The 21,050-nt window shown below is 46.2% G+C and carries 19 protein-coding genes; 11 read left to right on the top strand and 8 right to left on the bottom strand.

Going from position 1 to position 21,050, the window contains the following annotated elements; genetic code table 11:
• Nucleotides 1-6: 6 nt before the first annotated feature.
• The 7 genes from AC5SV9_RS17585 (at nucleotide 7) to AC5SV9_RS17615 (ending at nucleotide 10,392) form a co-directional block, all read left to right on the top strand.
• On the top strand, nucleotides 7-537 hold the full coding sequence (locus AC5SV9_RS17585) for a DinB family protein (RefSeq protein WP_475148992.1): 531 nt from the start codon (nucleotides 7-9) through the stop codon (nucleotides 535-537).
• A 91-nt stretch (nucleotides 538-628) separates the two neighbouring features.
• Entirely contained in the window at nucleotides 629-2,005 is a 1,377-nt protein-coding gene (gene hemN, locus AC5SV9_RS17590; protein WP_475148993.1) for an oxygen-independent coproporphyrinogen III oxidase, read from the top strand.
• Nucleotides 2,006-2,306: 301 nt separating this feature from the next.
• Nucleotides 2,307-4,997 carry a TonB-dependent receptor gene (locus AC5SV9_RS17595; RefSeq protein ID WP_475148995.1) on the top strand — a complete coding sequence of 897 codons (2,691 nt, stop codon included), beginning with the start codon at nucleotides 2,307-2,309 and terminating at the stop codon, nucleotides 4,995-4,997.
• 78 nt (nucleotides 4,998-5,075) lie between these two features.
• Nucleotides 5,076-5,855, top strand: coding sequence for a family 16 glycosylhydrolase (locus tag AC5SV9_RS17600; protein WP_475148998.1), 780 nt, complete (start codon nucleotides 5,076-5,078; stop codon nucleotides 5,853-5,855).
• Between the two features lie 63 nt (nucleotides 5,856-5,918).
• The gene (locus tag AC5SV9_RS17605; RefSeq protein ID WP_475148999.1) at nucleotides 5,919-8,465 is read left to right on the top strand and encodes a glycoside hydrolase family 3 protein; all 2,547 of its coding nucleotides are present in this window, start codon (nucleotides 5,919-5,921) and stop codon (nucleotides 8,463-8,465) included.
• A gap of 62 nt (nucleotides 8,466-8,527) precedes the next feature.
• On the top strand, nucleotides 8,528-9,589 hold the full coding sequence (locus AC5SV9_RS17610; protein WP_475149004.1) for a sensor histidine kinase: 1,062 nt from the start codon (nucleotides 8,528-8,530) through the stop codon (nucleotides 9,587-9,589).
• Nucleotides 9,586-10,392, top strand: a complete 807-nt coding sequence (locus AC5SV9_RS17615; RefSeq protein ID WP_475149007.1) for a LytR/AlgR family response regulator transcription factor — start codon at nucleotides 9,586-9,588, stop codon at nucleotides 10,390-10,392. Before AC5SV9_RS17610 ends, AC5SV9_RS17615 begins: the two co-directional genes overlap by 4 nt.
• A 41-nt stretch (nucleotides 10,393-10,433) precedes the next feature.
• Here AC5SV9_RS17615 and AC5SV9_RS17620 read toward each other — a convergent pair whose 3' ends face one another.
• The gene (locus AC5SV9_RS17620; RefSeq protein ID WP_475149011.1) at nucleotides 10,434-11,075 is read right to left on the bottom strand and encodes an isochorismatase family protein; all 642 of its coding nucleotides are present in this window, start codon (nucleotides 11,073-11,075) and stop codon (nucleotides 10,434-10,436) included.
• 356 nt (nucleotides 11,076-11,431) lie between these two features.
• Here AC5SV9_RS17620 and AC5SV9_RS17625 point away from each other — a divergent pair, with 356 nt between their 5' ends.
• The gene (locus AC5SV9_RS17625) at nucleotides 11,432-12,301 is read left to right on the top strand and encodes a LysR family transcriptional regulator (RefSeq protein ID WP_475149015.1); all 870 of its coding nucleotides are present in this window, start codon (nucleotides 11,432-11,434) and stop codon (nucleotides 12,299-12,301) included.
• Nucleotides 12,302-12,378: 77 nt separating this feature from the next.
• Here the strand turns inward: AC5SV9_RS17625 and wrbA are convergent, their stop codons facing one another.
• The 5 genes from wrbA to AC5SV9_RS17650 form a co-directional block, all read right to left on the bottom strand.
• Entirely contained in the window at nucleotides 12,379-12,975 is a 597-nt protein-coding gene (gene wrbA / locus AC5SV9_RS17630; RefSeq protein WP_475149017.1) for an NAD(P)H:quinone oxidoreductase, read from the bottom strand.
• A 17-nt stretch (nucleotides 12,976-12,992) separates the two neighbouring features.
• The gene (locus AC5SV9_RS17635) at nucleotides 12,993-13,862 is read right to left on the bottom strand and encodes an alpha/beta fold hydrolase (RefSeq protein WP_475149019.1); all 870 of its coding nucleotides are present in this window, start codon (nucleotides 13,860-13,862) and stop codon (nucleotides 12,993-12,995) included.
• Between the two features lie 3 nt (nucleotides 13,863-13,865).
• Nucleotides 13,866-14,285 (bottom strand): AtaL-like protein, encoded by a 420-nt coding sequence (locus AC5SV9_RS17640; protein ID WP_475149021.1) that lies wholly within the window; start codon nucleotides 14,283-14,285, stop codon nucleotides 13,866-13,868.
• An 83-nt stretch (nucleotides 14,286-14,368) separates the two neighbouring features.
• Nucleotides 14,369-14,779, bottom strand: a complete 411-nt coding sequence (locus tag AC5SV9_RS17645; protein ID WP_475149023.1) for a hypothetical protein — start codon at nucleotides 14,777-14,779, stop codon at nucleotides 14,369-14,371.
• 39 nt (nucleotides 14,780-14,818) lie between these two features.
• Entirely contained in the window at nucleotides 14,819-15,706 is an 888-nt protein-coding gene (locus tag AC5SV9_RS17650; protein WP_475149025.1) for an EamA family transporter, read from the bottom strand.
• Nucleotides 15,707-15,871: 165 nt separating this feature from the next.
• Between AC5SV9_RS17650 and AC5SV9_RS17655 the strand changes: the two genes are divergently transcribed.
• The 3 genes from AC5SV9_RS17655 (at nucleotide 15,872) to AC5SV9_RS17665 (ending at nucleotide 18,686) form a co-directional block, all read left to right on the top strand.
• Nucleotides 15,872-16,462, top strand: coding sequence for an isochorismatase family protein (locus tag AC5SV9_RS17655; protein WP_475149027.1), 591 nt, complete (start codon nucleotides 15,872-15,874; stop codon nucleotides 16,460-16,462).
• Nucleotides 16,463-16,781: 319 nt separating this feature from the next.
• A complete protein-coding gene (locus tag AC5SV9_RS17660) occupies nucleotides 16,782-17,657 on the top strand; it encodes a LysR family transcriptional regulator (protein WP_475149029.1) in 876 nt (291 codons plus the stop codon).
• 135 nt (nucleotides 17,658-17,792) lie between these two features.
• Nucleotides 17,793-18,686, top strand: a complete 894-nt coding sequence (locus tag AC5SV9_RS17665; protein WP_475149031.1) for a helix-turn-helix domain-containing protein — start codon at nucleotides 17,793-17,795, stop codon at nucleotides 18,684-18,686.
• A gap of 2 nt (nucleotides 18,687-18,688) precedes the next feature.
• Here the strand turns inward: AC5SV9_RS17665 and AC5SV9_RS17670 are convergent, their stop codons facing one another.
• Both AC5SV9_RS17670 and AC5SV9_RS17675 read right to left on the bottom strand, forming a co-directional pair.
• Nucleotides 18,689-19,186, bottom strand: a complete 498-nt coding sequence (locus AC5SV9_RS17670) for a luciferase domain-containing protein (RefSeq protein WP_475149034.1) — start codon at nucleotides 19,184-19,186, stop codon at nucleotides 18,689-18,691.
• A 24-nt stretch (nucleotides 19,187-19,210) separates the two neighbouring features.
• Entirely contained in the window at nucleotides 19,211-20,905 is a 1,695-nt protein-coding gene (locus tag AC5SV9_RS17675; protein ID WP_475149036.1) for a methyl-accepting chemotaxis protein, read from the bottom strand.
• Nucleotides 20,906-21,050: the final 145 nt, after the last annotated feature.

Here is a 21,050-nt window from a genome sequence, read left to right on the forward strand (position 1 = left end):
AATACCATGACAGCACATCAGGCACAGATGCAAGGGTTCGCCAGGTACAACGCTGAGTTTAACAGCCGTTTGTATGGGCTGATTGGCGGGCTAACGGATGCTGAGCGCAAAAAAGATATGGGCGCTTTTTTTGGCTCTATACACGCTACGCTGAATCATATTCTGCTGGCGGATAGGATCTGGCTGGGCCGTTTTGCCACTGCATTTCCTGCGATGCAGTCGTTACAACAGGCAGAACTGGTGCATAAGTTTGGCTCTTTACGTGATGAACTTTATGCTGACTTTGCTGAGCTTAACGCGCAAAGGGCGTTAACAGATACGCTGATTATCAATTGGGCAGCAGAGCTGACCGCTGAGCAGCTTGCCAGTAGTATGAGCTACCGTAACTCTCAGGGCATGCTGCGCGAACACCCTACCTGGGTAGCGGTAGCGCATATGTTTAATCATCAAACGCATCACCGAGGCCAGATCACCACCTTGCTAAACCAGCTGGGCCACGATGCCGGTGTAACTGACTTTGTCGCTTATATTAGTTAGCCAACCAGACTTACGTTAAGCGCTTGCGGCAGATCAAATTTGCCAAACAACAGCCGCTGTATACTGCCAGCTGCCGCTACCGGCAGCTGTTATGACAGAGGCGAAAATGCAGACTATTAAATGGGACCCCGAGTTAATCAATAAGTACAATATTAACGGCCCAAGATACACGTCTTATCCGACAGCGCTTTCTTTATCCGAAGATTTTGATTTATCTGTTATTCCAGCTGCTATCAGCCAGGCTCAGGATGAGCTGAGTCTGTATGTGCATATCCCGTTTTGCCACCAGCTTTGTTATTACTGTGGCTGCAATAAAGTCGTGACCCGACACCAGCACAAAGCCGATGTCTATCTGGATGCGTTAGTACAGGAAATGCAGCTTTATGCGCCACTGCTTGATACCAAACGTATTAAACAGTTGCACTTGGGTGGGGGCACGCCAACGTTTTTAACCGAAGTGCAGTTAAGCCGTTTGATGGCCATGCTGCACAAGTATTTTACGCTTAACGCCGATGCTGAAATCAGCATTGAAATTGACCCGCGCAGCTGCAGTGACGACAAGCTGGGGCATTTACGCAGTTTGGGGTTTAACCGGGTGAGTTTTGGGGTGCAGGATCTGGATGAAAAAGTGCAGATCGCGATCAACCGGGTGCAGGATACCGAACTGATCCGCCACCAGGTTGCACTTAGCCGTGAGCTTGGGTTTAGCTCTGTTAACCTGGACCTGGTGTACGGCTTGCCATTTCAGCAACCTGCCAGTTTTGCGCAAACGGTAGAAGAGATTATCCGCCTGAACCCCGATCGCATTTCACTGTTTAGCTATGCCCACTTGCCTGAACGTTTTGCCGCGCAGCGCAAAATTGCCGACAGTACCTTACCGGATGCGCCAGCTAAACTTGCGCTGATGCAGCTGGCCGTTAGCCGTTTTGTTGCGGCCGGTTATCAGTTTATTGGTATGGATCATTTTGCCAGACCCGATGATGCGTTGGCCAAAGCGCAGCAAAACGGTAAGTTACAGCGTAATTTTCAGGGCTACACCACCTCCGGTCAGGATGCACTGGTCGGTCTTGGCGTATCATCTATCAGCCAGGTGAAAGGTGTGTTGTGGCAAAACAGCAAAGAGCTGACAGAATATTATGCGTCTGTTGCTGCCAGTGACTTACCCGCGCGGCGCGGTTTTAGTTTAAGCGCCGATGATAAATTACGTGCTGCACTGATAAGCCAGTTAATTTGCCATTTCGAGTTGGATATTACCGTGTTTAGCCGCAACTGGCAGTTACCACATTTTTGGCAGTACTTTAGCGATGCGCTAGAGCGGCTGCAGCCGTTTATGGAAGATGGCCTGGTTGAAATATATGCAGAGCGTATAAAAGTTACAGCTACCGGCAGATTGTGGGTTCGCAGTATCTGCGCATGCTTTGATGCGTATTTAAATACCGGCCAGCGGCATTATTCCAAAGTGGTGTAAAGCACTGGTAGCGCCGCAGCTGGCCGGTTGCCACTCAGGCAAACACGCCAATTCATAACAATGTAGCGTTGGTTGCATCCCTGCTTACGCAAGCACGCCTGACACTGTTTTATAAAATATCCCGTGATCTTAAATATAAGCCAGCGCAACTGCTGGCTTTCGGGTTGTATTGTCAGCAATTCGCTTTACCGAAATGATATAGCCTTCGCCTTCATACCCCAACTAAAGTGCTGAAAAAAATAACAACAGCAGGGTAGTTGTACCTGCAAAAAACTAAGTACACCCCCGGGGAGGATAAGACATGTTAAAGCTTAATACTATTACCATGGCCATTGTAATGGCTTTTGCATTACCGCTTGGCGCGCAGGAAACTGAGCAAACAGCAGATGATGCCGCAAAACAGGCAGCAGCAAAAAATGACACCGCCATTGAAGTTATTTCAGTAACTGCTACTAAGCGAAAAACCAAATTAATGGAAACGCCGGTGGCCATCTCGGCGTTAAGCGAAGCTCAGCTTAGGCAAAGCGGTGTCAATAACGTTAAAGACATTGCCGATTTAGTGCCGGGGCTGGATATCTCGACCGCGACCGATCAGGCCGCGCCGGTGATTTCAATGCGTGGTGTACGTTCTACCAACATCACCGAGCTTGGCGACCCGGCTGTAGGCGTGCATTTAGACGGCATTTACTCGCCGCGGATGCAGGGTGCACTGGCGCTGATGTATGACGTAGAGCGGGTTGAAGCACTGCGCGGGCCGCAGGGCACCTTATTTGGCCGTAACTCTACGGTGGGTAGTATTAACGTTATATCAGCTAAACCCGACTTTAGCGGTTTTGCCGGTAATATCAATGCCGAAGCCGGCAGGTTTAACAGTAAAAACCTCGGTGGTTTTGTCAATATCCCGCTGAGTGACGAATTTGCTGTGCGCATTGCCGCCAAAGGCTTAAAGCGGGATTCTTACCTGGAAGGCTACTGGGACCCTAACCAGTATGACACCCGGCATCTAAGTGACGAGGTTCTGAACGCACCGGTTATTTCAGAAGATTCCTATCAGGGCGTTGGTTCAACCGTAACACAGCGGGAAAACTGGTGGATAGATGGTGCAGGTACTAACCCTGAGGCGCAGCGCGTGCGGGCGCTGACACCAGCCGACAAAAGCGACTTTTACAATAATGCCAATGAACACTCATTTCGTATCAGTACCTTATGGCAGCCAGCGAGTGGCCAGTTCAGCAACCACACGGTTTTTCAGCAATACGTCAACGACAGTGCCGGTACGCTGGATTTAGTCAATTGTGATCAGCTGCGCGGCCGTCCGGCGGAATTCGGCGGCGATTGCTCGTCATTTTTACCCAGCGATAATACTTATCAGGCCGTTGTTAACGTGCCGGGCAAACTGAACCTGGATATTACCTACCTGCGCAATACGCTGAACTACACGCTAAATGATGAGATGAGCCTGGTATGGCTGCTGGGTTATGAGGACATGGACAGATCGTCAGCACAAGACAGCGAAACCGGCTTAGATCCGTGGGACGGCGCGACCTATTTCCTCAAAGGTACCGGCGCGACATCTTATTCGACAGAGTTGCAGTTACAGTCTGATGAGTTTGGCGATCTGATATGGATTGCCGGTATTAATTATTTCCACGAAAAAACCACCACATTGGGCTATTACGACAACCCGATGGATGACAAAGCGTTCTGGGATCAACCGGATCGTTCAACTGAAGCCTACGCATTTTTTGGCCAGGCCACCTACAACATCAGCGATGATTTGCATGCTACCTTTGGCTACCGTTTCAGCCACGAAACCAAACAGGATAAAGGCGGCCGTACTTATCGCTGCTCGAACGCCGATGGCTGCGCGCCAGGCTGGTTAAACCGCAGTGTACTTAATGCGTTACCGGTGGATTATTTTAACGACCCGGCACTTTATGCCTCCTACTTTGAAAACGACAATAAAGGCCAGTGGCGTAACCACGACTTCAGAATCGGCCTGGATTACAACCTGAGCGCAGATACCATGCTGTACAGTTATCTGGCATCGGGCTTTAAAGCCGGCGGTATCGGCGATGTATTTGAAGTCGTCAACGACAGAACCGGCGAAGTCAGCCGCTTTGAAACCCAGTTTGACCCGGAAAAAGTGCTGACGTTAGAGCTTGGCGCCAAATCCAGCTTTTTCAATAACTCATTGAACCTGCAGGCAGCGTTTTTCTACACCGACTACACCGATATGCAATACGCTTCTGTAGGATCTATCGGCAATGTTGAGCGCTTATCGCCGGTTGAAGATGAAAACGGCGCACCGATCCTGGATGACAATGGCATGCCAATTCTGGATTATCAGAACCAGCCGGTGATTGCCTACTATACGCAAAACGTGCCGGGCGCCACCATTAAAGGCCTTGAGTTCGAGTTTGACTGGAAACCTTATCAGAATGGCCGTATCAGCGGCTATGCCACCTGGACCCATGCCCGCGTGACCGAGGACTGGATCACCAAGTGGGATTATGATCCGGAATACCTGTTTGGCTTGTCGTATGAAGACTCGATAGACCCGGAAAATACGCTGCTGACCACCAACCTCAAAGGCAATGACCTGGCGATGACGCCGCGCTTTACTGCCAATGTCAGCTATACCCACAGCTTCGACTTAGGCCGGTTCGGCTTTGTACACGGCTGGTTTAACCTGAGCTGGAAAGATAAGTCTTACACCACCATCTGGAATCTGGATAAACATCTGGATGATATGGACTTTACCGTCAGCGACGAAGCCGCACTGTACATTACCGATAAACGTGATGCCTACACCATGGTAAATGCGTCATTAAAATATGAACCGCAAAGCCAGGCCTGGTACGCCGAAGTGTTTATCAATAACGCCACCGATGAGCTGGTGCAGTACTGGAATAACACCGGCAAGGGTATTAACAAAGGCAGCTTTGGTATGCCACGTTACTACGGTATCCGCGCCGGCTTTAATTTCTAACCCCGGCCTTCTGTAATACGGTGTCCGCAGCAGCATGTTTTCGCTGCGGGCACTCTGTTTCGCAACAGACAGGACATCATGATGAAAAACACCACCAAGCTCATCTGTGCTGCTTTTTGTTTTGTTAGCACGACGCCAGCCCACGCCGGTTATTTTAAAGACGACTTTAGCTGGGGCTTTAACAGCGGTATCTGGTCTGCCAGAACGGGCACTAATGGTTCACCCTTTGGCTGTGCTTTTACACCGGCTATGGTGTCACCAAGCTCGCATGGCATTACGCTGGCGCTGAGCCAGGGTAGCTGCGCTGAACTGCAAAGCCGAGCCAGTTACAGTTATGGCAAAGTGCAGGGCGCGCTGAAAACCGGCAATACGCCGGGTACTGTGGCATCAATTTTTACCTATACCTCGTGGTGGGATGTGCCCGGCAGAGCCTGGCAGGAGATTGATATCGAGTTTTTGCCCACGCTTGGCAATGTAGTGCATACCAATGTGATTTATCAGCCACAGGGCGGCACTTATCAAAGCTGGGAGCAGGACATCGATCTTGCCCAGTACGGCCTTAACATTCAGCAAAATCTGCTGACTATCGGTTTTGACTGGAGTCCAAGCCAGATCCGCTGGTATCTGTATGACGCCAGTGGCAACGAACAAACCTTACGCACGGTTTACAAAGATAATGGTGACGGCTATCTGGCAAACGACGAGATACCAGCTTATGCCTGGCCGGTCGACAATACCAGAATCATGCTTAACCACTGGCACGGCGACAATTCGCAAAGCGGCTTTTACTTTCCTGGCCAGTACTTTGCTGACACAGCCTGGGCTTATTACGACTTTATTGAATACATTCCCCATTAAGTATAAGTGTCTGCAGTGATGCCACTGCGGCATTGCTGTACTGCAGACGTATAGGATTTCACTATGTCTTTTGTTTCATATTCTGCCCTTACTAAAACCCTCTGTGTATGCTCAGCGCTGGTGGTTTGCCATATCAACGCTAACGCGGAAAACCTTAGCTGGCCTAAAGTGAATTCTGCGTTAAAGCCGGATCCGGCCATAGAACAACAGCTGGATGCCATACTCGCCGGCATGACGATTGAACAAAAAGTGGCACAACTCATCCAGCCTGAGATTGGTTATTTAAGCGTGGCACAGATGCGCAAATATGGTTTTGGCTCTTACCTTAATGGCGGCAACACCGCCCCTTATGGCCAAAAGCAAGCCGATGCTAAAACCTGGCTTAAGTATGCCGATGAAATGTATGCCGCCGCCATTGATAGCAGCGAAGATGGCAGTAGCATTCCTACCATCTGGGGTACTGATGCGATGCACGGCCATAGCAATGTGTATGGCGCGACCTTGTTTCCACATAACATTGGTCTTGGCGCAGCGCGCGATGCTGATTTAATTCACAAAATAGGCCAGGCTACCGCTAAAGAAGTCGCGGCAACCGGCATTGAATGGATGTTTGCGCCCACCGTAGCGGTGGTGCGGGACGATCGCTGGGGCCGCACTTACGAGAGTTTTTCTGAACACCCCGACATTGTAGCCAGTTATGCCGGCCCTATGGTAACCGGGGTGCAGGGCGAAATTGGCGAAACATTTTTAACGGATTATCGGCGTATTGCCACCGCTAAGCACTTTGTCGGCGACGGTGGTACCCAAAACGGCATCGACCGTGGTGATACTCTGGCCACAGAGCAGGAATTGCGTGATATTCATGCCGCTGGCTATTACACCGCTATTGCAGCTGGCGTGCAGTCGGTTATGGCGTCTTTTAACAGCTGGAATGGCAAAAGGGTGCATGGCGATCGGTATCTGTTAACAGACGTGCTTAAAGAACAAATGGGCTTTGACGGCTTTGTTATCAGTGACTGGAATGCGCATAAATTTGTTGATGGCTGCGATTTGGAGCAATGCGCCGCCGCCTTCAACGCTGGCGTAGATGTGATGATGGTGCCGGAACACTTTGAAGCCTTTTACCACAATACCCTGCAGCAGGTAAAAGACGGCGTTATTTCTGCTGCACGGCTCGATGATGCGGTAAGGCGGTTTTTACGTGCCAAAATACGCTGGGGCGTTTTTAGCCGGGGTAAACCGTCCAGCCGGCCCGAATCGGCAAACCCGCAATGGTTTAATGCCAAAGAACATCGTGAATTGGCGCGGGAAGCGGTGCGAAAATCGCTGGTATTGTTAAAAAACAACGATAATCTTCTGCCGCTGTCGCCAAAAAGCAAAGTGCTTATTGCCGGTGATGGCGCAGATAATATTGCCAAACAAGCCGGTGGCTGGAGTGTGTCCTGGCAGGGTACCGATAACACCAATGCCGATTTCCCCAATGCCACCTCTATCTATGCCGGTTTACGTCAGCAAATTGAAGCGGCCGGCGGCAGTGCCGAGCTAAGTGCGGATGGACAATACCGCAACAAACCTGATGTCGCGATAGTGGTGATTGGCGAAGAGCCTTATGCAGAATGGTTTGGTGATATTCAGCAACTGGAATATCAGCACGGCAATAAACGCGATTTAGCGCTGCTTAAACGCTTAAAACAGCAGAATATTCCTGTGGTAACAGTGTTTTTAAGTGGCAGGCCGCTGTGGGTGAATAAAGAACTTAATGCGTCTGATGCCTTTGTCGCAGCCTGGCTACCCGGCTCTGAAGGGCAGGGCGTTGCCGATGTATTACTGACCAACATCGCAGGCGCTATTCAGTATGATTTTCATGGCAAACTGAGTTTTTCCTGGCCCAAATTTGATGATCAATACCTGCTGAATGTCGGCCAGGCGCAGTACGAGCCGCTGTTTGCTTATGGCTATGGCCTGACGTATGCTGATGAGGTTGTGCTTGCGACCTTATCTGAAGCAACACGGGCACAACCAGTGCAAGATGCCGCCGGGCAAACACCACTGTTTGTCAGAAACTTAGCCGAAGGCATGTTGTGGGCTTTGTCGGATAACAGCGCGGCGTTGAAGCGGTTTAATACACCCTCAGCGATCAGTGCCGATGGTCACAGTATCACCATGCAGTCTGTCAATTTAGCCTATCAGGAAGATGGCAGAAAATTTGTCTGGCAAGGCGCTGACAACAGCGCATCGGCCAGTTTGATCTACGCCGATGGGCAGCTAGTGCCGCAAGATATCCGTAGCAAATCTTTGCAGCTGAGTATCCGGCTGGACAGCGCTAATATGGAAAATGCCGGGGAAAAAGCGCTGAAAATAGCGGCAATGTGCCAGCAACAAAACTGTTTACGCGACGTAGCGCTGAAACCTGTGCTGCAAAACCTGACTGCAGGCAAGTGGTATAACATAGCGTTACCGCTGCATTGTGAAGGCGAAGCAGGCCCGGTAAACTTAGTGCAAGAGGCGGTGCGGTTTACCGCAGCACAGCCGTTTAGTCTGGCTGTAGCAGATATTGCCTTAGTTAACACCGTAGCGTCATCCACTATCTTACTGGAGTGTGCGCAGTAGCAGTAACGGGCTGGCCCGGCAACCAAAGCTGCCGGGCTAACATTTACGTTAAAGGTTAGCCGTTGATAAAAATCGATTCCAAAAGGCAGTTGTTTTGGTTGTGCCAGTATTGTGGCTGGCTGGCGTATGCCTTACTTACCGAATTGATGATTAAAATGCCGGGGCAGGAGCCCTGGGTTATCCATCTGCCGCATCTGGTGCTTGACACCTGCTGTGGCTTTTTTATTACCTTGTGGCTCAGAAAACTTTATACCGGTTTCAGGCGAAAACCTGCCGGTGTCAGTATCAGCATGCATATTATAAGCTTGTTGGCGGCCTCACTGTTGTGGACCCAGTTTAAATGGCACAGCTTGCAGTGGTTTTATGGCACCTTGTGGCAGCCGATGACCTGGTTTGATTTTGGTACCTGGACATCCGCCTCAATGACGATGCTGGCGACCTGGACCGCCGGTTACTACGGCATAAAAATCTATCTTGATAACGCAGAGCAGCGCCATCAGGCAGCAGAGGCATTGCATCTGGCGAAAGAGTCGCAGCTTAAGATGCTGCGCTATCAGTTAAACCCGCATTTTATGTTTAACAGTATCAATGCCATTTGTACGCTTATTCTGAAACAACACAATGCTAATGCGGTAGCGATGCTGGAGAAGCTGTGTGATTTCCTGCGCTACAGTTTATATACCGACCCTTTAGCGAAAATAACGGTGCAGGATGAAATTGCCATACTGCAAACCTATGTCGATATAGAACAGTGCCGCTTTCAAAGTGAGCTAAAGGTACTGATAACGGCTGAACCCTCCTGCTATGCGCTGCTGATGCCATCGCTGTTATTGCAACCGTTGGTAGAAAACGCGTTAAAACATGGTATGAGGCAGAAAAACACTATCATTATTGCCGTTAACTTTACCCGGGTTGCTGACAAGCTGCATATTTGTGTCAGCGATAACGGCGCTGGTTTTGAGCCTTCAGCACCGGCATCCCTGGGTATTGGTATCAAGAATTGTCATGAGAGGCTACAGCTGATTTATCCTGCTGCCAGCCAGTTAACCCTCGGTAACAGTGAAAATGGTGGCGCCAGAGTGAGTATATCTATCCCGCTGGAACTGGCTGAGAACAAGCGATGAAGCAGTTAAAAACACTACTGGTAGATGATGAATACAGTGCCATCGAAGGGCTGGCCATCCGGCTTGAAGCTTTTTCGCAGATTGAGGTAGTAGGGTATGCCCGCAATGTTGCCGATGCATTGGCGCTTATCAGTAAAACTGAGCCGGATTTAATTTTCCTTGATATTGAAATGCCTGGCCAATCTGGCTTTGAGCTGATAAAACAGCTGCAACCGGAAACCTGCCCGGCCATTATTTTTGTCACTGCGTTTCATCAATATGCGGTGCAGGCATTTGAGGTAAGGGCGCTGGATTATTTGCTTAAACCTGTAAAAAAGGAGCGCCTCGCCGAAGCCATTGCCAGGGTTGCAGTCAACATTGACACAGGTTCAAGCAAGCAACATATGCTGGAAGTGGCTGACATCTTACAAACAGGTGACGCAGCAGGGCTTGCTGACACTGCACCAGCGTATCGGATTGAACAGGAAAAGCTGGTGATACAGGACGGGCATCACCCCGCGCAATTGATCCCCTATCGGGAAATAGTATGGATAGATGCTGCCGGCGATTATATGTGTGTTCACACCAGCACAGAGACGTTTGTGATGCGTGCCAGAATGAAAAGCCTGATCAACGATGTACTGCCTGACGGCTTCTTACGGATCCACAAATCAACCATTGTAAACCTGCAGTATGTGGTAAAACTCGAACCGTTAATGAATTCAGAATACAACCTTGTGTTAACCAACCAGAAATCGTTAAAAGTCAGCCGTACGTACAGCAGGCAGTTGAAGTTAAGCCTAACAGGGATTAATCCAGGCTAAAGATTATCTGTGGTAATCCCGTTATTCCCAAACTTAGCTTTTTAATTCTTTGAAACCGAGGAGCTGTAGTTGAAATTGTCGATCAACATACCATAGTTCAATAAGTGTTCGTGGAATACTTTGGCTGTTCCCTCTGCAGTATCATGTCGCCAATCACGTTGCAGCTCTGCGGCTACCATTAGCCAGGTAACAGGTGTAACGCCATGTGTTATCAAACGCTGAACAGCCATAGATTGTGTTGCAAAGTCATGCGCGCCTGAAGCATCAATTACGCCATAAACATCAAACCCTTCGCCAGCAGCCTGCATTGCCGGAAAGGCTAAGCAAACGTCAGTAGTTACACCCGCCATTATCAGCTTTTTTTTACCAGTGGCTTTGACAGCACTAACAAATTCATCGTTGTCCCAAGCGCTAATTTGGCCGGGACGTCTGATTACTGTGGCTTCATGATGAATATCTAAAATCTCCTGCATTAAAGGGCCATTTGGCCCGCTTTCATAGCTAGAAGTAATAATCGTAGGTAGCTCAAAAACTCTACCAATTTTCGCCAGCGCCAAAACGTTTGAGCGGAACTCGGCCGGGGAGTAGTCATGAACTAACTGCATGATCCCAGATTGATGGTCAATTAACAACAGAGCACATTCTTCTTTAGCAAAACGACCTTGAGAGTAAACTTTTAACATGGATTTCACCTTATTAAACCTGTGTTTAGCGATATTAAAAGTGTAGTGCACTGTTACTTAGCGTCCTCAGGAAATAGAGAAACAACATTGTTCTATTAATGAGGTTAATAATGGTTGTTGAAACTAGCGACATATCCCCCCTTAATTACACCAACATTAGTGTTTTAAGTGGCAGAAATGAGAGGGAGGACAGGTGTAAATGCAGAATACTCAAATAACTTAGCAAGGGTACGCAACAAATAGCAATTTTGGGGGTGTTGCAACTCTATTATTCACTAAGTTTGAATGTGATTAACATAACTAACTTCAGAAGCAAAATGTTGACCACAATTTTTTAGTTAAAGCATGGTGCATTTATGAATCTTAATTCCACACGTATTTTTGTGAAAATCGTTAAAGCAGGTGGTATTTCAGAAGCGTCAAAAATGGCAAATTTGCCCAAGGCTACCTTTAGTCGGCATCTGTCAAAGTTGGAAGAGCAAATTGGTGAGCGTTTAATTAATCGTTCAACGCGGGCGCTCTCTTTAACTGACATAGGTAGGGAGTATTTCTCCATTGTTGAAGAGCATATCGATAAGTTGGAATACGCTACTTTACAACTATTGCAAGATCATTCTGCTCCTGCAGGTCTAATTCGTATTGGTGTGGGAGCGGGTTATTGCCAATTTCTGGTTCTACCCCTAATTAAAGGTTTCATGGATACTTATCCAAAGGTCAAGATTGAGTTAACTATATCGGAGCAGAAAACCTGTCTTATTAAGGCGGGTTTTGATTTCGCTATAGAAACGGGTGTGTTGGCTGATTCGGAGTTATTATGCCGGAAATTGACGCAGTTTAGACAGGTTCTCTGTGCTTCGCCAGTATATCTTAGGGATAGAGGCATGCCTGAAACGTTGAGTGACTTAGTCGACCATGAATGCATAGTGCTGACTCCTGCTGCAGATAAGTGGTGCTTTAAACCAGCATTGATGGTTACATTACCTTGGAGAGTTGCTGCAGGAAGTATATGCAATAGTGAGCAACTGGTGCTAAATGGTCTGGGTATTGGCTTATTACCTGAGTTCTTGGTGGCTCAGCATCTTAAGTCTGGTGCTATGTGTGAAGTGTTAGGTGCTTTTAAGATGGTTGACATAGAAGTAAATATACTTTACGCAAATAACAAGGCTAAAAGTACTGCAGCAATGGCTTTAATTGAATATATGATACAAAAAACCAAGGTTTTTTAGTGCAAAATTATGAATGTTAAAAATAAAAGCCAGCATCTTAATGATAGTGGCTTAAAGTTACTGAGTCATATTAAAGTTTAAACAGTTCGTACTGCTAGCGATGCCACGTGATTACCCTGAAATCGAGCCATGGCAAGTTCTTTGTCCGATGGCTGCCTTTTGCCATCAGCACCTGCAATACATGCTGCCCCCAAAGGTGAACCTCCGTTAAACTCTGTTGTATCAGCTAGTTCAGGACAACTATAAGGTAAGCCTACAACGAGCATACCATGATGCAGTAAGGTAGTATGAAAAGATTGAATTGTTGTTTCGTTGCCACCACCTGTTCCGGTAGATGTAAACACACTGCCTATTTTACCAATAAGTTTGCCTTGTGCCCAAACACCACCGGTTTGGTCAAGAAAGTTGCGCATTTGCGATGCCATATTGCCAAATCGGGTTGGTGAGCCAAAAATAATAGCATCATAGTCAACCAAGTCTGTTGGTTTAGCAATGTCAGCTGCCTGGTCTAATTTCACGCCTGCAGACTTAGCAACATCAGGTGGCATCAGCTCCGCAACTCTTTTCATATCTACAGTCACGCCAGATACCTGCTTGGCACCTTCCGTTATTGCCTTTGCCATTGTTTCAACATGGCCATAGGATGAATAATACAATACTAAAACACGTTTCATAGAAACCTCAGTGAATGTTAAGTTGATGATGGTTGTGTGGATGATTGCCAAAAACGTGACAAAATTAATGCAAGTTCGTCTGGCTTCTCTTCGGGTAACCAATGGCCAGAATCCGCGATAACCATGCCCGACGCGCGGGAACTGATAAGTTGCGCTGCATTGCCGCAGTAATTATGCATTACCGCAGCACTACCAATACCAAGAACAGCAGTAGCTAACAGGTCCTTGCTCATTTCAGATAGTTGTGACGCGCTCTGTGGAATAGCGTGATAGTGCATTAAACTCCCTCTGAGTGCGCCAGATCTTTTGATGGCATGAATGTATTGATCTCGTTCGTTGCTACTTATAGCATCTGAATTAAAGGCGAAATCACGAAAGAAGTGATCAAGGTAAATGTCTTCCTTGCCTTGAATAAGGCTCATAGCGAGATCCACATCCTGATGCATTTGAATATGCCAAAAAATTTTTGACAAATCTGGTACGTTTTCTGATTCAATTCCCCAGAAAGGAGCCTCTATCATCGCAAGTGATAGCGCTCTGTTTTTTATTAGATACGCTAAAGCAAGAGCAATAGGCCCGCCAATATCATGCGCGACTAAGTGAACTATCTCGATTTGCAGCGTGTTAAGCACTTCAAGTAAAACTTCAGCCTGTGCTTTAACGTCATAACCATTCATGGGCTTTGCGGAATCACCGAATCCGGGAAGGTCAGGAATGATAAAATGAAACTTCGACTGTTCCAGATGGCCAATCATAGGCAGCCACTCTCGGTGGTTTTGCGGCCAACCATGTAACAACAGGACCGCTTGTTCACCAAAACCACAGCGTACAGTGTTAATGGAACCGACAGAGGTAGATATTTTGCTGCTTGAGAGATTAGTAACCATAATCTAATTCTCGGCCAGCATTTTGGCATGCAATACGGCTTTTTTTATGGTTTCTGCCCAAAAATTGTCTGGCTGTGGATCATGTTGCCCTGGTTTTAATGTCCAGTTTAGCGTGTAGTCTAAATAGACACCGTCTTTCTCTTCAAAAATGGTATTAGTTACAAAGCCACTGTATATATTGTCTTGATATGATTTGAAGATCACTGTGCGGGTGAACTTATCGGCAGAGATAAGTTCGTGAATGACTTTACCATGTGCCGTCTCCATGCGGCGCTCTATCGTGGAATCGCCATAATCATTTAGTATTTCAACATGCACTATTCCAGGTACGTACTTGTCGGGATGACGCACTTTTTCAAGCATCATCTGCCATAACTTTTCCGGAGCGGTATTTACTTTTTCACGATGATTCACTAATGGCATCTGTCGCTCTCCAAATTTGCTCTAAAGACAAACTAGTACTGATTCGCAGTGAGCAACAGGCATAATAGTGAAACGGTATTGTCTCAAAATTGTGCTTGCTGCTTTGTGCTATTTTTCATCATCGCGTAAGCGAAGAAAGTTAAGGCAATAAAGATAATTGCCAGGATTAAATTTATCGGAACGCCCAATTGACGCAGTTCTTCAGTGGCATAGACATCTGTACCCGGAATTACGTAGGCTACTAACAAGCCAGGCCAGAAAGTCAGCGGCGCCAAAGTCGCAAGAAAAGCGTAATTTCGCTGCAGTGAGTAAAATGAAACGCAGCTGACCAGTAAAAGCGTTGTGAATTGCATAGCGATATGGAACTTAGCATGGCCCGGCCAGGCAGGGTTAAACAAATGTGTGGCATTGAACACATCGGCCAAAGCAACAATAACGACTGTTCCAATAATGGATAAACCCATTAGCGATTTTGCGATTTTGCGTGATGCCATCAGTTTATCCTCATTAACTTAAAAGTTCTTTATTGCTTACTATTCTTTAGGTAAAGCTACACGTATTGCCTTGGAAGCGTTTTTAAAAAGGTGTTGCTGCTGACTTAACCAAACGCTGCCCAGCACAACAGCCATACCGAGAACTTGCAGTAAAGACAGCGTTTGATCCAGAACCCACCAGCCTAAAAGCACAGCGCTGAATGGGCTTAAAAAGCCCAATGGAGAGACTAGATTCGGGCTAAGTTTGGCGATACCTCTAAACCACAAAATGTAGGTCAGTGCTGCACCAATGAGGCCAAGATACAAAAAGCCTGTGATATTTATGGCAGAAAGTTCAGGCAGAGGTGGTTCGAAAATAAAGGCTGCAGGGACCAGTAATATACCGCCAGCAGTAAGCTGCCAACTGGTGAAGGTTAGTGTGCTGACTGGTGGTTGCCAGCGTCGACTTAATACGGTGCCCAATGCCATTGCGACAGCACTGCCTAATCCCGCAATGATACCTAAAGTGTCAAGTTTAGCCGACGGTGTAAGTATCAGAAGTGCAACACCTAGCATGCCGGCAATAGACGCGATAACTGCTGTTCGGGAAATATCTGTACCCAATAACCCTTTAGATAACAATAGGACAAACAGAAATTGTATCGCTCCCATAGTTGCTGCGACTCCACCGGGTAGCCGATATGCAGCGATAAAAAGGAGCCACCAAAATATAGCAAAGTTCAGTGCCCCTAAAATAACAACCCTCCACAACCAGGAGAAGCTTGGTAAGCGATGCACAAATAGCAGAAGTAAAACGCCAGCAGGCAGGGCCCGCAGCATAGAGGTGGTAATAGGATAGCCTTGTGGCAGCATTTCTGTGGTAACCAAATAAGTACTGCCCCATATAATGGGCGCCAGACCGGTTAGTACAACATCCGAGCTTTTCAAAATGCTTATTCTCAGCGATTTGATGTACCTTCAGAGTAACTCTTGCAGTAATCAGGCACTAGTAACAACAATGAGATACCAGCGTTTCATTTGTTGTGGTGTTTAACTGTCGGAAAACAGCCTAAAGTTTGAACAGTTTGTTGACTTAACTTTTGGATATTTAAAATGAGCCCCCCTTTTACCGCTGACAACTCTGCTTTAGTGTTAATAGACCACCAAATTGGCACCATGCAATTAATAAAAAATATGCCTGCCTCGGAGTCAAAAAAATTTACTATCTCACTGGCTAAAGCGGCCAAAATTTGGGGGCTGCCTGTCGTGTTGACTAGTAGCCAAGAAAACCAGATACAAGGGCCGCTTATTCCTGAATTAGAGGCGTTGTTTCCGGTAGAGTTTGCCAATCGGGTACAGCGAACTGGAATCGTTAACGCCTGGACTGATCCGCGTTTCGTTGCCGCTATTAAAGCAACCGGAAAAACGCATTTAATTATGGCCGGTGTAACCACAGACGTTTGTTTAATCTATCCCGCGATAGATGCAGTAAACGCCGGCTTCGCTGTGCAAGCAGTAATGGATGCATCAGGCTCGCCGTTTCAACTATCAGAGTCGTTGTCGCAACAACGTATGCATGACGCGGGTGTTGTATTAACAACAACCAATACGATAATTGCTGAGTTGACACAGGATTGGAGTACCGATAAGGGACAACAACTGGTGCAATTGTTGTTTACAGAGATTCTACCGTCAATCGGTTAGAGTCGAAAAATACATCTAATGGTTGACATACCTGCTTGCTAAATACTTTTTCCTGCCCTGTCCGTCAGAATTGAATTCTCCTAATACATTTTTCTGACGGGCAGTTTTTATGTTATCTATCCAGCGTACGCATGCGCCTGCCTAATCACTGTTTAATATCTAATTAGTACCTTACTTGAGCTGATTTCTGGTCATTTGGTTCATATTTAACCCCATGCACTACATTATCTAATTGCAAAAAAACGGTGGAAATTTCTCCTATAGTCTATTTTTAATGCTGTGAGAAAAGCTCATCTTGTCGACCTTTAAGAGCATTAATATGGATCTGAATGCAACAAAGTTTTTCGTAAAAATTGTTAAAGCTGGCAGCATTTCTGCAGCCTCCAGAGACCTGAACTTACCAAAAGCGACCTTAAGTCGTCAGCTGGCAGGCTTGGAACAGAAAATCGGCGAAAGATTAATTAACCGCTCTACCAGAGGATTGTCGTTAACTGATATTGGCAAAGAGTACTACCAAAACGTCGCAAACTTGATCGAGGAACTGGAGGCATTGGAGTATACACTGTTGAGCAACCATGCCGGACCAGCTGGCCTTATTCGTGTTGGAGCAACGTCGGGATATTGCCAGTATATAATCACTCCACTATTGCCCAAGTTTTTAGCTGCTTATCCTAAGATTCGTATCGAACTAAAACTAAGTGAGCAACGCGAACACATCGTACAAGATGGTTTAGATCTCACTGTCAGGATGGGCAATCTTGATGATTCAGATTTGTTGTGTCGAAAAATTACTGATGTTAGAAGAGTTATATGTGCTACGGCGTCTTATCTGAAGACGCATGGTATACCAACGCTGCCGGTCGATTTGAAACATCATGAGTGCGTAGTTCTATCTTCATCCTTAGATAAATGGCATTTTAACGATTTTACATCAGTAGCTGTTAACTGGCGTATAGCTGCTGGTAATATGACCAATGCCTGTGAGTTGGTTTTAGCCGGCGTGGGCTTAGGGCTACTAGCTGATTTTATGATTGCAGAACATTTAGCCAATGGAACTCTCATCGAAGTTTTAGCAGATCATCCGGTAATTTTCTCCCAGGTGAATGTACTTTATGCCAATAATAAGGCTCGGACGTTAGCGGCTATGACCTTTGTTGACTTTTTAATTACAGAATTGCGCCAAGCAAATACATAACCTCTGACAGAGTCGACTTTTGGAACATTGCTATTCCGTTAATGCTCTACTTGTCATCAACGGTATTGTTATATGCTAACTGTGAGTTCGATTATTGCCTGAAGTCATTTTGACGTATAAGGGGGACTGTGAACTTTGCCTGCCACATCACATAAATCAGTTACAGCGAGTTTTCTAGATTGGTATAGAGATGGCATATTTTCTAGTACAGTCAAGCGACATCATGTCTTTGAGCGCTCTGCTATATCACTGCTCGACGCATTTCATGGTTGCGGCGATGTTTCAGCACCTGCTGTAGATGACATTTATATTGGGGTAATGCAATCTTCGCCAATTAAAGTGAGATGCAACATCGGTGCGGGTTTTTTCAGCGATACTTTGGGGCCTGGCTTTTTTTTTGTAGGTCCGCCGCTTTATGCGACTCAAGTCAACGTGAGTGGGCCGCACTTTATAAGGTTCCTGACGATTCCGGTAAAATTGGCGCAACAGTTGGGTACGGCCTCAGAGCAGCATGACTATAAAATTCTTCATAGCCGATTTACTAGAGATGACTGGATCTCATCTACTATCAATCAGTTATGGCTTGAAAGTAGTAATACAGATGATATGTCACAGTTATTTGCTGAGACCTGTATTGCCGCTATTTTGGTGCGTTTGCAGCAACTGGCTCTTACTTGCTCAACTCTGATAGTTAAAGGTGGCCTGTCGCCTTATCAGCAAAAAAAAGCTATTGAGTACATCGAGGGCGCTTTGACGAAGGACATTTCCATTGTCGAGTTAGCTGATCATGTAAATTTATCGCCTTGGCATTTCTGCCGTGCATTTCGACAGTCAGTGGGGTTACCACCGCATAAATTTCAAATAAGACTCAGGATTAACTATGCTATAGAACTGCTCAAATATAGTAAGTTAAACGTGTTAGAAATCGCTTTGAGCGTCGGTTTTAAATCTTCAAAATCATTTTCTTTGGCATTCTACAGAACGATGGGATGTAGTCCGAGTTTTTATAGGCTTTCAATAAATTATTGATTTTAAAATTCATTTCTCGTATGGCATGCAAGAATGTATGACAGTTTTAAGATTTCTTTTACTGTCTCCAATTCATAATCAGAACGTGGTGCGAAAATAAACATAATATTTGGCGACACCCTACCTTGTATTGCAAGAGGATGGCGTAATCCCCAGTGTTTTTGAAGTACTAAACCGATCAGTGTATCAGGCAAGGTTAAATGCAAACTCCCAATAGGTGGGTTATGAATATGTGCAAATTCATAATCTACCATGAAGGCGTTTCTGTTCTTAGAAGCATCAGAGGGGGATAGAGTTAGCGCCCTTGAGCCCGGAGGCGCAATCTGCGTATGAGCTTCAACAACGTGTGGAAGTGAAAATGCAAATAGGGTGAGCTCTTCTATTAATTGCCAATTGGTAGGAAATTGCTCTAGCTGTTCTTGCGGATTAGCGGGGGTCATTGTCGGGATGGGGCCTTGTCGTTGCAGCCGCTCAGATAATGTGGGATAAAGTGTCTTCATTAGGATCTCTCCAATGGGGCGTAATTAAACGCGATAACTTCCAACTAGTTGGTTTAGCTCAAGGGCTACATTATTGAGTTGACGTGAAGTTATACCTGCAGTTTTGGTTCCTGCTGCTGTTTGATCTGTGACGATAACTATTTGATGAAGATTCTCATTAATGGCGTTTGAAACATGTGTTTGCTGCTCAGCTGCAGAGGCGATTTGTGCATTCATGTTATTTATTGTAGCCACGGCTGTGTTGACGCTATTTAATGCCAATTCCACCTGATGAATTTCTTCAACGCTACTGGTACTACTTAAGCGTAAATCCTCTATCAGGCGTACGGCTGCTAAGATACCCGCCTGCAGCCGGTTTATCATGTTTTGTATTTCCTGAGTACTGTTTTGCGTTCTGCTAGCTAAGGTTCTAACTTCGTCTGCTACCACAGCAAAACCTCGCCCAGCTTCACCAGCTCTGGCTGCTTCAATGGCAGCATTTAGCGCCAATAGGTTGGTTTGTTCAGCTATACTTCTTATAACGTCCAGCACGCCTCCAATGTTATCCGACTCATTGCCTAGAGCGCTGATAACTTCGACCCCGTGACTTACTTGCTTAGCCAAACCGTTAATGACACCAACAGTGTTATTTAACGTGACTTTTGAATTTGTTACTAAATCCTCAGCATTTGCTGCAGCATTGGATGCTTGCATTGCGCTATCCGCCACTTCTTGAGCTGAAGCAGCCATTTCATTCATAGCAGTGGCAACCTGATCACTTTCCGATTGCTGTCTGACGACACCATTTTCAGATTGCTGCAAAACTTTTTCTAAATCATAGGCGCTTTGCTTGAGGGTGGCACTAGACGTTGCCACTTGCGACACCAAATCCTGAACTTGCTCTGCAAATTGGTTAAAGGCCTGGGCTAGTCGTGAAAGTTCATCATTACCTATAACTTCTAGCCTGTGAGTTAAGTCTCCACTGCCTTTGGCAATATTGGTCATTGCGCCAACAGCATTTTTAAGTGGTTTGACAATGCTTCGAACGACTGTCAGAGCGAGCATAGTAATTATTAGTAGTGCGGCTATAGCTGTGATAACAGACCAAAGTAAGCTGTTATTAAAAGAGCCTTCTACATACTCTTGCATCAGTTTAACCTGCTCGTCTAAACCATCAATCCAGAAGCCTGTACCAATCATTAGCCCCCATTTTTCAAGCTCTTCAGCATAACCTAATTTAGGAACTGTTTTGCCGGTTTCTGTGTTATTCCAGTGGTAATACAAATAGCCAGTTCGGTCCTTCGCTGCTGTCCATAAGCTACGAATAACTTCAGTGCCATTAGGATCTGTTAATGTCATCAGGTTGCGTCCCTCAAGAGCTGGGTTCGCGGCGTGCATCACATTAACACCTTGTTTATCATAAACAAAAAAATACCCCATGTTGCCGCTATCATCAAAGCGCAGCTGTCGCAAAATCTCTAAAGCTTGTTGGCGAATAATCGGGTCAGCATCAGCGGCGGGGTCCTGGTACAAATGAGCAATAGCTGACCGCCCTAATTGCATGTAGTTTTTGATTGCTTGCTGTTGATTATTTTTGAAAGTTTGTTCGAAGTCATTTACTGCTCTCTGGCCAAAATCATGAGCTTGGTAAAGATTGAATGATTCCAGCAGGATTGCTAGAAGTACGCTTGGCAAAATTGCAAGTAAAAAAATCCTGCTTTGAATGGTTAGTTTTTGCATATCGCCAATTTTGATTGGTTTGATTATTGGTTAATTATGGAGGCAAAGTTTAGCGGGCAGAAGTGACATTTCTGGAATGAAATCGTTTCATTTGTTGTTCGGAAATGAAAACGCCACCCGTAAGGTGGCGTTTTTAAATGAATTT

The sequence above is a fragment of the Rheinheimera sp. ATLC3 genome, from assembly GCF_059429535.1.